Raw genomic sequence first — 14746 nt, 5'->3', positions numbered from 1 at the left:
TCCAGCAGCAAATACCGCTAAATACTAAGCTGCTTGAAGAGATAGGATCTATGTACAAAAGTAGAATTTAGGAGTAAACCTCTGTCTTTACAAGCTATTACCGTTCCCACAGCAACTTCTCAACCCCCCGTAGGCTTAATTGTCACCTTGCATGGTTGGGGTGCTAATGCTGAAGATGTAGCATCTTTGTTACCCTCGATCAACTTACCTGATTACCAGTTTGTATTACCCAATGCACCTTTTCCTTATGCCTATTCCCCAATAGGGAGGGCATGGTATGACCTACGGGTGGAAAATATGTATGAAGGATTGCCAGAAAGTCGGCAACTGTTAACAGATTTCTTGGAATCTCTAGAAAGTAGCACTGGCATACCTTTATCACGCACGATTTTAAGTGGATTTTCTCAAGGTGGAGCAATGACTTTGGATGTCGGCTCAAAATTACCTCTAGCAGGTTTAGTTGTGATGAGCGGATATTTACATCCTGACGCACTAACAGCAGCTAAAAATAAAATTCCGCCGACTTTAATCACTCACGGTAGATATGATGAAGTTGTTCCCCTGCAAGCTGCTTTGAAGGCACAGGAAACTCTCAAGTCTCTAGGAGTGGCAGTAGAATACCACGAATTTGATATGGGGCATGAAATACATTTACCAACGTTAGAAGTGCTACGAAATTTCGTTGTCAATACCATTGGCTAGTCAGGATTACGAATTTTTGATAAATTCTCGTACAAATTCTGACAATTTTCACGAAAATAATGGTCTCTAATGAGTAATATATATTGGGTGGCTGCGTTTAGCGCAACTTAACCCAAGCTGAAGGCGAGTGCTGCATAAGGGAGGGGCAAGCATTATGACAACTCTAAGCATTTCCCAAAAAGAAATTGCTGCCATGAGTGCGGCAGAAGTAGAAGAACTAGCTACACGTCTGGAACTGGATAATTATAGTAATGCTTTTGAGGGTTTAAATGATTGGCATCTATTGCGAGCGATCGCATTTCAGCGTCCAGAGTTAGTTGAACCCTATATCTACCTCTTAGACTTGGAACCCTACGATGAAGCGTAGCAATTTTGGATTTTAGATTTTAGATTTTAGATTGAGTCAACTGGCTACAATCAGAGATTATCAGGGTTAATGTATCACTTGCTTAATCTCAAAGTACCAATGCAATTTCCCTTAAATCCAAAATCCAAAATCCAAAATCCAAAATTGAACAGGGTTCTAATTGGTGTAGGTGGCGGTATCGCCGCCTACAAAATTTGTGAACTGGTTTCAACGCTGTTTAAAACTGGGGTGGAAGTCCGAGTCATCCTCACCCGTTCGGCACAAAAATTTATCACACCTCTGACTCTAGCCACCCTATCTCGTCATCCCGCCTACACAGATGATGATTTTTGGCAAGCAACTCACTCTCGTCCGCTGCATATTGAGTTGGGTGAATGGGCAGATGTCATGGTAATTGCCCCTTTAACAGCTAATACATTAGCCAAGTTAGCCTACGGGATGGCGGATAATTTACTCACAAATACCGTGCTGGCTTCTACTTGTCCCGTGCTGTTAGCACCTGCAATGAATACGGATATGTGGGAACAGCAATCGGTGCAGCGGAATTGGCAACAGCTATTGATCGATAGCCGGTATCATGGAATGGGTACAGCATCAGGATTATTAGCGTGCGATCGCATCGGTGCTGGTAGATTAGCAGAACCTCCAGAAATATTCGCTCATGTCCAATCGTTATTACACACTCAAGGCAAACGAGATTTAGCAGGTAAACGAGTCTTAATTAGCGCTGGGGGAACGCGAGAGTATCTTGACCCAGTGAGGTTTATTGGTAATCCTTCCACAGGTAAAATGGGATTAGCTTTAGCGCAAGCGGCACTTCACCGTGGCGCAAGTGTCACCTTGGTACATGGCCCAGCTAATTGGGATGTACCATTGGGAGTGCAAGCAATTCCTGTTGTTAGTGCAGACGAAATGCAGCAGGTGATGGTGGAATGTTTACCCAATGCTGATGTAATTGTGATGTCAGCAGCCGTGGCAGACGTGAAGCCACGAGATTATAGTACAGAAAAATTGCCCAAGCGATCGCTCCCCCAAGCTTTACCTTTGGAACCAGTACCGGATATAGTCGCCCAGTTAGCACAACATAAACAGCCGCATCAAATGTTAATTGGTTTTGCAGCACAAAATGGAGATATTATCAAGCCAGCGTTAGAAAAATTACAGAATAAAAAACTCGATGCGATCGTTGCCAATCCCATCGATCGACCTGATAGTGGTTTTGGTAGCGATAATAATCAAGCGATATTTTTAGATAGTCAAGGAAATCAGCTAGAAATTGCACCTTGTTCTAAATTAGAAATGGCCCATCAATTATTTGATTTCTTCAAGCCGCACACTCGTGACTTCCAGTCATGAGTTAGGCGCTCTATCTTAGGTGTCACTTTCTGTTAAAATTGAAAAGTATTCAGCAAATTTAAGAAATTGTCATCCATCCAAAAAGCATTTAAAGTTACTCTCATACCCACACACAATCAAGAAGTCTTAATCAACAAGACGATCGGTTGTGCCAGATATGTATATAACCGCTTTTTGGCACTAAGACAAGAGTTATATGCCACTGAACAGAGGACTTTAAACTACAACGCTTGCAGTCAGCAACTAACTGTACTAAAGAAAGAAATTGAATGGCTCAAAGAGGTAGATAAGTTTGCCCTCCAAAACTCGCTCAAGAATTTAGAGACAGCATACAAAAACTTTTTTGCTGACTTAAAGAAGTCCAAAGGCAAAAAAATGTAGGCTTTCCTAAATTTAAAAATAAGTATGGGTGCAAACAGTCTTACAAAACCAACTTGACCAACGGTAACATTCAGGTAATAGAAAATCGTTTAAAGCTTCCGAAACTAGGTTGGGTAAGGTTCCACAAATCCCTAAGCGTTGCGGTAGCGAGTCATCGAGCGTCAGACATTACTGGAAAGCTTGTCAACGTTACGATAACTCGGACTTCTTCTGGTAAATATGTTGCTAGTATCCTGTGTGAAACTGAGATAGAAAAATATCCTACTGTTACACAGAATATTGGATTGGATTTGGGAATTAAGTCCTATCTTGTTACAAGCGTTGGTGAAGTTGTAGATAACCCAAAATATTACAGAACTCAAAAAAGAAAGCTACGTAAGGCGCACAAAAAGCTATCCCGCAGTGTAAAAGGCAGCAGTAATAGAGTCAAAGCGAAAACCAAGCTAGCTCGCAATACTTCTCGGTTAAGGGGAAAAAGGGAAAAGGGAAAGAAAAAACCTTTAACCCAAACCCAGTAACCTTTACCCCAAACCCGATTCCGAGTTAAAAATGCAAAACCCGAGAAGTATTGAGCTAGCTCGTACCTACGAACGAATTACCAATCTTAGAGATGACTTTCTGCATAAACTGTCAACTCGTCTAATCAAAGAAAACAGCATTATCTGTATTGAGGATTTGCGAGTTGCCAATATGGTGAAAAACCACAAATTAGCATTGAGTATTTCAGATGCTAGCTGGTCAAAGTTTGTCGCCATGCTTGAGTATAAAGGTGTGTGGCATGACAGAATTGTGCAAAAAGTTGGTACATTTTATCCATCATCTCAGACTTGTAACTGTTGTGGTTTTGTAAACCCATTAGTTAAAGATTTAAATCTGCGCGAATGGAATTGTCCTGGTTGCAATAGTCACAATTTGAGAGATAAAAATGCTGCCCTCAACATACTGAGTCAGGGATTGAGATTACTAACCGCCGTCGGTACGCCGGAGGTTATAAAAAGCGCCTGTGGAGAACTCGTCAGTCCTGGAGCAATTCAGGCAGAGATCGTTGAAGCAGGAATCACGCGACTTCAAGTCGTGTGAGGTTCAATCACTTCTTCACCGATACAGCCAAACTCGCAGTAGTGAAAGCAGTTGCTCAGTATCTACAGGTTTGGTAATGTAGTCAGAAGCTCCAGCTTCGATGCATTTTTCCTTGTCGCCTGGCATGGCTTTGGCAGTTAAAGCAATGATTGGTAGTGAGCGAAACTGTTGTTGCTGGCGGATGGCGCGGGTGGTTTCATAACCATCCATTTCCGGCATCATGATATCCATCAAAACTATATTAATATCAGGATTTGTTTGCAGCTTCTCTATGCCATCTCTACCATTTTCGGCAAATAGGACTTGCATTTGATAGCTTTCTAAAAAGCTGGTCAGGGCAAAAATATTTCGCAGATCATCATCTACAATCAAAATTTTCCGATTAGCCAGCACCGGATCGTTTTGATGTAGTTGTTCTAGTATTTGCCGCTTTGGTGGGGGCAAATTTGCTTGCACTCGATGCAAGAATAGGGCAGTTTCATCTAACAATCGTTCTGGCGATCGCACATTTTTAATGATAATTGTCTCTGCTAGTCCCCGCAATTGGGTTTCTTCTTGTCGGCTGAGTTCTTTGCCTGTATATACAATGATTGGCAGTTTCAACAGCCTGGGTTCAAGCTTGATTTGTTCAATGAGGGCAAACCCGCTCATATCAGGCAGACCGAGATCCAGTACCATACAATCAAAGTGATGCGATCGCAAAATCGAGAGGGCTTCTGCTCCCGTACCTACTGCTGTACTCTGAACATCACCGTTACCAATCAGTTCGATAATACTTTGAGCTTGTACCGGGTCATCTTCGACGATCAGGAGATTTTTTACCTGACGCTCAATAAAGCCTTTAATGTCAGTCAATACCTGAGTTAGAGCTTCTGGAGACACAGGTTTTTGTAGATAGGTAATTGCTCCTAGATTTAATCCACGTTGCTGTCTTTCATCAACAGAAAGGATGTGTACTGGTATATGTCTGGTATCTGGTTTATGCTTCAGACGATCCAGCACCGTCCAGCCATCCATCTCTGGCATGTGGATATCTAGCATAATTGCATTGGGTTTAAACTGTTCTGCTAGTGCTAGACCTTGTTTACTATGTAAAGCAACAATAGTTTTAAAGCCCTGCTGACGCGCCATATCTAGTAAGATGCGGGCGAATTTATCGTCATCCTCAATAATTAGCAAGGTGCGATCGCCCGGTTGAATTATTTCCCGATCGTCTGGAATTTCACTAGGGAGGATAGTAAATACTTTCACGGATGAAGATGTATCTATCAACGCAGGTCTTTTTTCCACCATTGGCACATCTTTGATAGTCGATGCTGTGCGGATAGAGGTGATTGGCTCAGGGGGTGGGGTGGTGAGAGTATTTTGACTATTCTTTTTTTCTTGTTGCCTGGGTAAGAAAAGGGTGAAGGTGCTTCCTTCCCCTGGTTCGCTAACTATTTCAATTCTCCCTCCCAACAGTTGAGCCAATTCACGACTGATTGATAAGCCTAAACCAGTCCCGCCATATTTGCGGCTGGTAGTTCCATCTGCCTGCTGAAATGCCTCGAAAATAATCTTCTGCTTCTCGGCTGGAATGCCTATACCTGTATCGCTGACGGCAAAAGCAATCATGGAATTATCAACTTCGGCTATTTTTAACTTCACGCTTCCCTGTTCTGTAAACTTAAAAGCGTTAGCTAGGAGATTTTTCAGCACTTGTTGCAGACGTTTGGAGTCGTTATAGATTGTTGGGGGTAACTTCTCATCCAGTTCAATAGTAAAACTGAGTTCTTTATTATGGGCAACTTGCCGGAAAGTCTGCTCTAGAGATGTTTCCAAATCTGCTAAAGCAATTTGCTCAATATCAAGCGACATAGTGCCCGACTCAATTTTTGCTAAATCGAGAATGTCATTAATCAACTCCAGCAAATCATTTCCAGCTGAGTAAATAGTCCGGCTGTATTCTACTTGTTTGTCAGTTAAATTGTTGAGAGAGTTATCTGCTAGCAGCCTTGCCAAAATTAACAGGCTATTTAGCGGTGTCCGTAACTCGTGGGACATATTCGCGAGAAATTCTGACTTATATTTAGAAGACAATGCCAATTGTTCAGCTTTTTCTTCCAAAGACTGCCTCGCTCCTTCAACTTCCCGATTCTTGCGGGCAACTTCCTGATTTTGGGCTTCTAATAATTCTGCCTTTTCTTCTAGCTCCTCATTTAATTGTTGTAATTCTTCGTTAGATTGCTTGACCAAAAATTGTGATTCCTCTAACTCATGCGCCTGTTCTTCTAGACGTTGATTGCTTTGCTGTAGTTCTTCTTGCTGGGTTTGTAGTTCTTCTGTTAAAGCAACAGACTCTTCAAGTAGTTGTTGAGTTTGCAATTGTGAGGCAATGTTATTTAAAAATACACCAAGATTTTCACTCAATTGCTCTAGAAATGTTAGATGCAACTGGTTAAAAGGCCCAAAAGAGGCAAGTTCAATTACAGCATTTACCTCTGCTTCAAATAGTATCGGTAAGACAATAATATTTAGCGGTGGTGCTTCTCCCAAGCCAGAACTGATGCGGATATAGTCATGAGGAACTTCTGTTAAAAGGATTCTTTGTTTTTCTAGGGCGCATTGTCCCACCAATCCTTCACCTAAGCGAAACTGATTTGCCAGGTTTTTCCGCTCTTTGTAAGCATAACTACTCAACAACTTCAGCACTGGCTGGTCATCTATGGAGTCCATCGCATAAAAAACGCCCTGCGATGCCCCAACCAGTGGTGCTAAATTTGACAAGATCATCCGAGCCACGCTTTCCAGATTTCGCTGTCCTTGGAGCATCTGGGTAAATTCAGCTAAGTTAGATTTTAGCCAGTTTTGCTCCTCATTTCTTTGAGTTGTGTTTCGCAGATTAACAATCATCTGGTTGAAAGTGCGTGTCAACACACCAACTTCATCCAGGCGATCGCTATCTGGTAAACTTACCGATAAATCCCCATCCGCCATTTTTTCTGCTAAATCAGAAACTTGCTTCAGCGGTGCTGAAATATGTCTGGTCAGGGCAAATCCGATTAAAGCTAAGAGCAAAGAAAATAAGGGAATACTATAGACAATGCTGGCAAGTGTTTGCTGACCAGCTGCTTGTGCCTTCTGGGTACGCTGTTTCAGCAGTGCATTCTCCTCATTTTTCATCGCCTGGATAACTTTCTGGATATTATCCATCAGTTGCTTACCCTGGTCTGTCAAAATAGCTTTCTGAGAAGCTTCTAAGCCTTGGGTTTGCCGTAGTTCGATGACATTTTTCATTACAGCCATTCTCTCGGTTAGTAGTGGCTGCAAAATATCAAGCCGATTTTGTTGGTTGGGGTTATCTACCGTTAACCTTTGAATTTCCCTAACTTTTTGATTTATTACTTGAATAGCAGAATTATAAGGTTCTAAATAGCGCTGTTCTCCAGTGATAATGTAACCGCGTTGTCCAGTCTCAGCATTTGTCAGTTGCAAGTTGAGGTCTTCAAGCTGACTTAACACCTGGTAAGTATGACTTTCTTTGCGTGAAGTTGCAATTAGCTCATTGGTGCTTTGGTAGGAGATTAGACCAATGGTGGTCAGAGTTGCCAAACTCAAGGCAAAACTTATTCCAATCTTGGTTCCAATCCTCAAACGGTTCAACATTATTCCAGGCAGGTATTTAAATTATTTCTGTTGTTGAGACTATTCTGATGATGTTCTAACTATCCAAAATCAATATTAGGATACGTTCTTATGGAATCTATCTAGTTTTTTTACATAGCAAATATTACTATTTGTATCCCCGTTGGTTTACAAATGTAACGCCATTTTAAATAAGTATATCAATGTTTGTTTACAAATGTAACGCTATTTTAAAGTAAGTATATCAATAATCTTTTTATCTAGCATTATGCTCATTTAAAAAACTAAACCTTTAGACAGCATAACTTTTTTCCAAAGAAGCAGCCACATTATTTTGTAATTTAATCTTGTGGTGGATAATTAAAAACTTATTCTTAGATTATAAATTGAGCATCAAACTTAGTAAAAGATGGTTGCTTTTATGATTGTAGTAAAAATAATTCAACGCTAATTTAATATTCTAGTTGCGATTATAGGACTTACGCACGAGTTACAGAATCAGAACCGCAGAGGACACGGAGAAATAAGAGTTTGAGAGATATTTGGCGTAAGTCCTAGATTATTCAAAAGTTTTGTGTCTTAAAAAAGCTGGATAGTAAAATCAAGCAGCCGGATAATGAAAATTCAGTTTATGAAAACACAATTTCTAGAAACGCTAAATATAGTGACTTTCGCGGTTGAATATCACATCAATGCCATTGTACATCAATATACAATACAGTTAAACTGATACCTTGGCGATCGCAAGCAGTATTCTAGTAGAAAGTTAAGGTTTCAAAAGGCAACCAATACTCTTATGAGTAGATGATTTATAGAACAAGTGTATTACTTGGCTAATAAATTTTTAGGAATACAATCGCGATATTTACTCAAGCCTCTTGATATAAGCTTGACGTTGAATTATAAATTTGTCATAACCTGGCGATCGATTCTAGTGGCATCAAGTTCAGATGGGCTATAGATAGTAAAATGTTGAATTTTGTTACTCTCTAAAATAGCTCTTGCACCAGCTACGTATATATCAGTACTTTTTAAGACTAATAGGTAACGATCGAGAGTCAGATGATGATCATAATATCTGGCTAGATCGTCAGCAATTCCTAAATTAGTGTAGTTATCTTGGGAACTGCTGATATTTACCTCTGAAATATCATTGAGACCGCTTGTATTTTTAGTAACTATCGATATTTGACTCATTGGAAAGCCAGCAGTTTTCAGTTCAGTAAGCGCTTTTTCCGCATCTTGGCGCGCATAGAAAACACCAAGCGCGTGTTTATAGCGACTATTTGGGGTAGAGTATGGCTCATAAGCGCCCCACTGTTGAAGATCGCGGCGATTAAAAATCCTCTTAGCAATGCGAATTTCTATGTCTATGCCAGTTACTATCACCAAATAGTAACCTTTGCAAACAAGATCGCTATAACCCTGTGCTGGCTTTTCCGCAATTCCTAAACTTCGGAACAAAGTGGGTAAACCACCTGCTAAAGTGGTAGCGATCGCAGTTACTTCTGCTCCAGCTAAGATGACTGGGCCTATACCAGGAATTACCAAGAGTACTAAACCGACCAATAAGCCAGTAAGACCATCTAAAGCACTACCAGTAACGGCTCCAGCAGCATCTTCTGAGGATGTATTGCTAGTGTGTTCTCTAATTTCAACACCAGCAATATCACTTTGTTCTTCTGTATTCCGTGAAACAACAGAAACTTTCTGCATTGGAAAATTAGCAGCTTTTAAATCCTGAAGTACCAATTGTGCATCGGAATATCCAGCGAAAACTCCTACAGTTATTCGCTCTTTTTCTAGTGTCATTTTATTGGTTTATTGCAGCTAGAAGTGATTCCCAAAACTGTTAGCTAATTTGACGTAATTACACAGCCCGACGAGTCAGTAAACCCCAAAGGAAAATCAGTATCATTGCCCCAATCACAGAAAATAAAATGCTTCCCAGAGATAAAGCTCCTACAGATGCGGCGGCGGCTGAACTACTTCCCAGCAACACTTGACCTAAATAACCCCCGAATACGGCTCCAAGTATTCCTAATATAATCGTGGAGATAATACCACCACCTTGGGTTCCGGGATAAAATAACTTAGCTAATGCACCTGCAATTAAACCTAAAACCAGCCAAGCAATAATGTTAGTCATGGAATTTCTCCTTCCTTGAGGATCTGCTTTGTTTGTTTTTGACTGACTTAATATTAAAGTTTGCCTGCAAATTTTCTGATCTATCTAGAGAACTAATATCAAAAATCTTTAGACATTACTGATAGGTAAGCTGTTCGACTTTTAACTTGCATAATTCAGGCGGTTTTTCCGACGCATCCCACAAGAGTTATATAAAACAGGAGTCAGAATACAGAATTCTGAATTCAGACGCGATGCTCTCTACGTTCGCGCAGCGTGTCGCAGACAGATGCTAAAAGCGTAGCTTGCTTCCCTGTAAATGTACGAATACTGACTACCGCTGCGCTATCTGCCACTCGTACAGAATTAATTATGTTAGCGGATAGCTAAGGTTTAGCCCATTCAGAATTCTCACTCCTGAATTCTGAATTCTGTTTTGATAAATTTTAGATATGCAAACTAGATGTGATTTAGCTTATGGCGATCGCCAATTGATGATTGTGCTGATTTTGCGACTCGAATCGGGATTGAAATTACAAACTCTGCACCCTGTCCTGGTGATGAAATACATTGTAAAGATCCACCATGCTTGTCAGTAATTATCTGGTAACTGATCGATAAGCCCATACCAGTCCCCTTACCAATTGGTTTTGTGGTGAAAAAAGGGTCAAATAAACGCGACTGGATTTCTTTTGGAATTCCTATTCCATTATCAGTAATCCGAACGATCGCATTTTCATTTATCTGTTCAGAAGAAATGCGAATCAAAGGATTTGGACAAAGTTCTTTTTGGCAAGCATCTTCTAAAGCATCGATTGCATTTGCCAAGAGGTTCATAAAAACCTGATTTAGTTGCCCCGCAAAACACTGGATTTGAGGCATTTTACCATATTCTTTCACCACTTGAATTTCCGGGCGATTATTTTGTGCCTTTAGACGGTGTTGCAAAATTAACAGGGTACTGTCGATTCCTTCATGGAGATCGGCCGTTTTGAACTCAGCTTCATCCAAACGAGAGAAAATTCGGAGACTAAGAACAATTTCTCGGATGCGTTTAGCCCCCATCTTCATCGAGGTTAACATCTTAGGTAAATCTTCTGTTAGATACTCAATATCTGCTTCTTCGTTAGCATTTTTAATTTCTGGCTCTGGGTTAGGATAATAATTTTGATAAAGTTTAATTAACAGCAGCAATTGTTGAGTGTAATCATCAGTGTGTTGGAGATTGCCGTAGATAAAATTAACTGGATTGTTAATTTCATGGGCAACTCCTGCTACTAGCTGACCCAGACTCGACATTTTTTCTGATTGAATTAATTGGATTTGGGTTTTTTTCAGGTCTTTTAAAGCTTGCTGAAGTTCGGCTTCTGCTAGTTGGCGCTCGGTAATTTCATCTCGTAATTGTTCGTTAGCATTGACCAACTCATCTCTGGAAGATTGCAGATCGTCTGCCATTTTGTTGAATGAGGTAGCTAACTCGCCAATCTCATCCTGGGAGCGAATACTCACTCTGGTATTCAGCTTACCTTCAGCCAGATTCATCACAGCTTGCTGGAGTTGTTTAATTGGTTTGGAGATGGTTATGGAGAGTAGATAACCGGCTGTTAAGGCAAATATGCTACATCCCAAACTGATGACCGATGTAACGAGAATATTTTTATGGGCTGTTGCTAGTGCTGCTTGATAAAGCGGTGTATATTCTAAAATTACTGCACCAATCATTTCATTTTTGCTAGTCTTAAAAGCCACAGCAATCAATTTAATTCCATTTGGGTATTCAGGACTAGTTTCAATATATGTTCTTGTTATACCATCTTGAATAGTTTTACCAACTTCATTATTGCGATCGTGATCTAATAGCGTACCGATATCTTCGGTAACTACATCTGCCAGAATGATTTTATTCCGGTCTACAATTTCCAAATCGCGCTGACGTTGTTTGTGTAGCGATTCAACATGCTCTTGCAAATGGGCTAGCATCTCATTTCGCGATCGCATTTTATGGTCTTCAAACTCATGACTTACGAAATATCCCAGTAGTCCAGCAACTTCTTCAGCCTCTTGTTGAGCAAGATACTTAGCTATTTCTAATTGTTGATGGGCACTAATTGCACCAATAATTCCTGAAAGAGTAGCTATTCCTAGAATACCCGAAATTAATTTTTGACTAATTTTCATTCCTTACTCAAAACCTCAAGTGCTACTGTGCTGATTTAGTTTTAGGGAGTTTGCCCCTTTCCTAAAATTCCCATTTTTCAGGCTGAAAGCTACATATTTAGCAGATATGAGCAAAATTTTTAATTTAGCAAGAGAGGCAGAACGCAGTTCCAATGAAACGAATTTCAAAAGCCTTGGATGAAAGAATGACTGAGGACTGTTGACTGGTGACTGGTATTTTTATTCAGTACTCATTACTCAGCACTGTCTAAAAATCGCGGACTTTGCTGATAAAAAGGCTTTGAGGAACGTTTGAAAGCTTTTATCGATGAATGGAATACTGTCGCACACCCTTTTCATTGGAGTGAAAAGTCAACTTTGAAAATTCTTGCAAAATGTCTGAAACAAGACTCCAAAAATATTACTCCAAGTAACTTCAATACTACTCGCTTTGTGGATTTTAAACTGGAATTTGGTTTTGGGTAAAGGTTAAAGGTTTTTTCTTTCCCCTTTCCCATTCCCCTTTTCCTGTTAACCGACAAGTATTGCAAGTGACCTCGTGATTGCCGCATAATTTCCGACCCTTTTTTACGGTGACGTGTACTAAGTGCCGAAAATCAAAACCAACTACTTTTAAAATAACCTTGCTTGTTTCCGAAAATGCTACCTCAAATTGTGAAATATATGTATTATAAGAATACTACTCTTAGAAATCTGCGGTAAAAGCTTATGTAGTCCCTGGTATCAATCAAACCTACTTCAATGGCGAATGGTAAAAATCCTTAGATAACGGACTCTAGGAGACTTACTTGTTCGTGAAAATTTGCCAAGAAATTATTTGATTGCAGTCACCAAGGTAGAAAACTCATGGAACAAATTTATAAATATCCGCGTACCCATCACATTGAGGGTTCGCGCTTGCAAGCTGGGGATGAAGACCTCAATAGCATTCCTTTTAGTGCGATTAAAAACCAGTATGTAGTAGTTGAAGAAAAAGTTGATGGTGCAAACGCAGCTATTAGCTTTACCTCCGATAGACAAATCCGACTGCAAAGCCGGGGACACTACTTAACTGGTGGGGCGCGAGAAAAGCACTTTAACTTATTTAAACAGTGGGCACACATTCACGCAGCAGCATTTTCGGAAGTTTTGGGAAGTCGTTTTATTCTCTTTGGAGAATGGCTGTATGCCAAGCACACGGTTTTTTACGATGCTTTACCCCACTACTTTCTAGAATACGATGTGGTGGATTTAGAAAAGCAAGTTTTTCTGTCCACTAAAAGCCGTCAGCAGTTACTTGCTGGGCTACCTCTAGTTTCTGTACCCATATTGTTTGCTGGTGAACTCCAATCTTACAAGCAACTTATCGAGTTGGTGGGTGAATCGCATTATCAAACTGCTGCACATTTGCAACGTTTCCAGCAAATTTGTCAGGAACTTGGACTTGATGTTGAGCGTTCCCTCAAACAAACTGACCAAAGTTCTTTGATGGAAGGTTTATACATCAAAGTTGAGTCGGGAGATATGGTTACTCATCGGTATAAATATGTGCGTTCCAGCTTTTTAACAACCATTCTGCAATCGGATGGGCATTGGCTGAACCGCCCAATAATACCAAATCAGTTGTGTATCGGTGCTGATTTGTTCGCATGACCTTCTAGACTTTGTGGCGATAGCTGATAAAGGTCATTAAAAATACAAAATAAATAATTAAATTTGAGGATATAAATATGAATACTTCGGTGCAATTTTGGTCATTTCCTTATTGCCCCAGCGATGTCTACGACGGGCAGCGCCTACCCAACTGGTCGATAGATTGGTCAGCATTGGAAGCCAAATTTGATTGGTTGCGATCGCTTGCTGATTGCCCCCAAGACCCACGTTACCATGCTGAAGGAAATGTTCTCATCCACACAAAGCTAGTATGCGAGGCATTGGTGGCATTACCCCAATGGCGGGCATTGCCAGCTACAGAACGTTCTGTGTTGTTTGCTGCGGCTTTGCTACACGATGTCGCTAAACCTGCTTCTACTCAAATAGAAACAGATGGCAGCATCACCTCCAAAGGTCACGTACTACAAGGTGCAAAAATGGCACAGGAGATTCTCTGGAATTTGGATGTGCCCTTTCATCAACGACAGGCAATTGTGGCTTTGGTGAAATACGGTAGCTTGCCCTTGTGGTTTTGGGACAAACCCAACCCCGAACGGGCAGTCATTAAAACAAGTCAAATTATTCGTTGCGATCTACTGGGTTTGCTGGCAGAAGCAGATGTGAAAGGGCGCGACTGTGAGGATCAGGCACAATTATTAGAACGAATTGAGTTTTTTCGGGAATTTTGCCAGGAAAATCACTGTTTTGAGCAGCCACGAGTATTTTCGTCAGCCCATAGTCGGTTTGTTTATTTTCAAAAAGAAGATGGCAAACCAGACTATGCAGCTTATGATGATACACGCTTTCAGGTGGTGATGATGTCAGGATTACCTGGTTCGGGAAAAGATACTTGGATTCAAGAAAATCTCCCTGACTGGAGCGTAATTTCTTTAGATAAACTGCGAAAGACAATGGGAATTGATCCTAAAGACGATCAAGGTGCAGTAGCAAATGCAGCGAAGGCGATCGCTAAAGAGTATATGCGAAATAGACAATCCTTTGTTTGGAATGCAACCAACCTCAGCTGCCAACTGCGGGGGATGCTAGTTCGTTTGTTTAGCAGTTACCAAGCCAGTATTCGGATTGTGTATTTGGAGGCAGCTTGGGAAGAACTGCTGAGAAGAAATTGCGCTCGTACCACAAAACTGCCAGAACAAGTACTTTACCGGATGAAAACCCGTCTAGAAGTGCCTGATATTACTGAGGCATCTATTGTTGATTGGGTAGTGAGGTGAAAAACCTTTTATTTGCGCCTCTCCTCAGAGGTGTACATACAAGCCTCAAAATTCCACCTAATA

The 14746-nt window shown here is 40.7% G+C and carries 12 protein-coding genes; 8 read left to right on the top strand and 4 right to left on the bottom strand.

Annotated features, from left to right (window positions below; genetic code table 11):
* Window positions 1-96 precede the first annotated feature (96 nt).
* The 6 genes from FD723_RS07700 to FD723_RS07680 all read left to right on the top strand — a co-directional run bounded on the left by FD723_RS07700 (window position 97) and on the right by FD723_RS07680 (window position 3886).
* The gene (locus FD723_RS07700; protein WP_372743811.1) at window positions 97-702 is read left to right on the top strand and encodes an alpha/beta hydrolase; all 606 of its coding nucleotides are present in this window, start codon (window positions 97-99) and stop codon (window positions 700-702) included.
* Between the two features lie 154 nt (window positions 703-856).
* Window positions 857-1069 carry a DUF2555 domain-containing protein gene (locus FD723_RS07695; protein WP_179064795.1) on the top strand — a complete coding sequence of 71 codons (213 nt, stop codon included), beginning with the start codon at window positions 857-859 and terminating at the stop codon, window positions 1067-1069.
* Between the two features lie 99 nt (window positions 1070-1168).
* Window positions 1169-2425: a bifunctional phosphopantothenoylcysteine decarboxylase/phosphopantothenate--cysteine ligase CoaBC gene (coaBC, locus tag FD723_RS07690; protein ID WP_179064794.1), complete on the top strand. Its 1257-nt coding sequence runs from the start codon at window positions 1169-1171 to the stop codon at window positions 2423-2425.
* A gap of 66 nt (window positions 2426-2491) precedes the next feature.
* Window positions 2492-2806, top strand: a complete 315-nt coding sequence (locus FD723_RS42560) for a helix-turn-helix domain-containing protein (protein ID WP_256875110.1) — start codon at window positions 2492-2494, stop codon at window positions 2804-2806.
* 53 nt (window positions 2807-2859) lie between these two features.
* Window positions 2860-3324, top strand: a complete 465-nt coding sequence (locus FD723_RS42555; RefSeq protein WP_256875109.1) for a transposase — start codon at window positions 2860-2862, stop codon at window positions 3322-3324.
* Between the two features lie 31 nt (window positions 3325-3355).
* Window positions 3356-3886 carry an RNA-guided endonuclease TnpB family protein gene (locus FD723_RS07680; protein ID WP_179064793.1) on the top strand — a complete coding sequence of 177 codons (531 nt, stop codon included), beginning with the start codon at window positions 3356-3358 and terminating at the stop codon, window positions 3884-3886.
* Between the two features lie 15 nt (window positions 3887-3901).
* Here FD723_RS07680 and FD723_RS07675 read toward each other — a convergent pair whose 3' ends face one another.
* The 4 genes from FD723_RS07675 to FD723_RS07660 all read right to left on the bottom strand — a co-directional run bounded on the left by FD723_RS07675 (window position 3902) and on the right by FD723_RS07660 (window position 11816).
* Window positions 3902-7531 carry a response regulator gene (locus tag FD723_RS07675; protein WP_179064792.1) on the bottom strand — a complete coding sequence of 1210 codons (3630 nt, stop codon included), beginning with the start codon at window positions 7529-7531 and terminating at the stop codon, window positions 3902-3904.
* Between the two features lie 879 nt (window positions 7532-8410).
* Complete coding sequence (locus tag FD723_RS07670) at window positions 8411-9322, bottom strand: general stress protein (RefSeq protein ID WP_179064791.1); 912 nt, start codon at window positions 9320-9322, stop codon at window positions 8411-8413.
* Between the two features lie 58 nt (window positions 9323-9380).
* Entirely contained in the window at window positions 9381-9659 is a 279-nt protein-coding gene (locus FD723_RS07665) for a GlsB/YeaQ/YmgE family stress response membrane protein (RefSeq protein WP_179064790.1), read from the bottom strand.
* A gap of 438 nt (window positions 9660-10097) precedes the next feature.
* Entirely contained in the window at window positions 10098-11816 is a 1719-nt protein-coding gene (locus tag FD723_RS07660; RefSeq protein ID WP_179064789.1) for an ATP-binding protein, read from the bottom strand.
* A gap of 846 nt (window positions 11817-12662) precedes the next feature.
* On the opposite strand from FD723_RS07660, the gene FD723_RS07655 reads away from it, so the two are divergent.
* Together FD723_RS07655 and FD723_RS07650 are read left to right on the top strand one after the other, a co-directional pair.
* The gene (locus FD723_RS07655) at window positions 12663-13448 is read left to right on the top strand and encodes an RNA ligase family protein (protein WP_179064788.1); all 786 of its coding nucleotides are present in this window, start codon (window positions 12663-12665) and stop codon (window positions 13446-13448) included.
* A gap of 77 nt (window positions 13449-13525) precedes the next feature.
* Window positions 13526-14683 carry an AAA family ATPase gene (locus FD723_RS07650; RefSeq protein ID WP_179064787.1) on the top strand — a complete coding sequence of 386 codons (1158 nt, stop codon included), beginning with the start codon at window positions 13526-13528 and terminating at the stop codon, window positions 14681-14683.
* The last annotated feature ends 63 nt before the right edge of the window (window positions 14684-14746 follow it).

This window comes from Nostoc sp. C052, assembly GCF_013393905.1.
In the GTDB taxonomy this organism is placed as follows: Bacteria; Cyanobacteriota; Cyanobacteriia; order Cyanobacteriales; family Nostocaceae; genus Nostoc.
Note: the sequence above shows the minus strand (reverse complement) of the source record. Positions and strands in the feature narration are given on the sequence as shown.

Coding starts and splice junctions, on each gene's coding strand:
- coaBC (WP_179064794.1), top strand. CDS start 1,169: ATGCAATTTCCCTTAAATCCAAAATCCAAAATCCAAAATCCAAAATTG.
- FD723_RS07650 (WP_179064787.1), top strand. CDS start 13,526: ATGAATACTTCGGTGCAATTTTGGTCATTTCCTTATTGCCCCAGCGAT.
- FD723_RS07655 (WP_179064788.1), top strand. CDS start 12,663: ATGGAACAAATTTATAAATATCCGCGTACCCATCACATTGAGGGTTCG.
- FD723_RS07670 (WP_179064791.1), bottom strand. CDS start 9,322: ATGACACTAGAAAAAGAGCGAATAACTGTAGGAGTTTTCGCTGGATAT.
- FD723_RS07675 (WP_179064792.1), bottom strand. CDS start 7,531: ATGTTGAACCGTTTGAGGATTGGAACCAAGATTGGAATAAGTTTTGCC.
- FD723_RS07660 (WP_179064789.1), bottom strand. CDS start 11,816: ATGAAAATTAGTCAAAAATTAATTTCGGGTATTCTAGGAATAGCTACT.
- FD723_RS07695 (WP_179064795.1), top strand. CDS start 857: ATGACAACTCTAAGCATTTCCCAAAAAGAAATTGCTGCCATGAGTGCG.
- FD723_RS07665 (WP_179064790.1), bottom strand. CDS start 9,659: ATGACTAACATTATTGCTTGGCTGGTTTTAGGTTTAATTGCAGGTGCA.
- FD723_RS07680 (WP_179064793.1), top strand. CDS start 3,356: ATGCAAAACCCGAGAAGTATTGAGCTAGCTCGTACCTACGAACGAATT.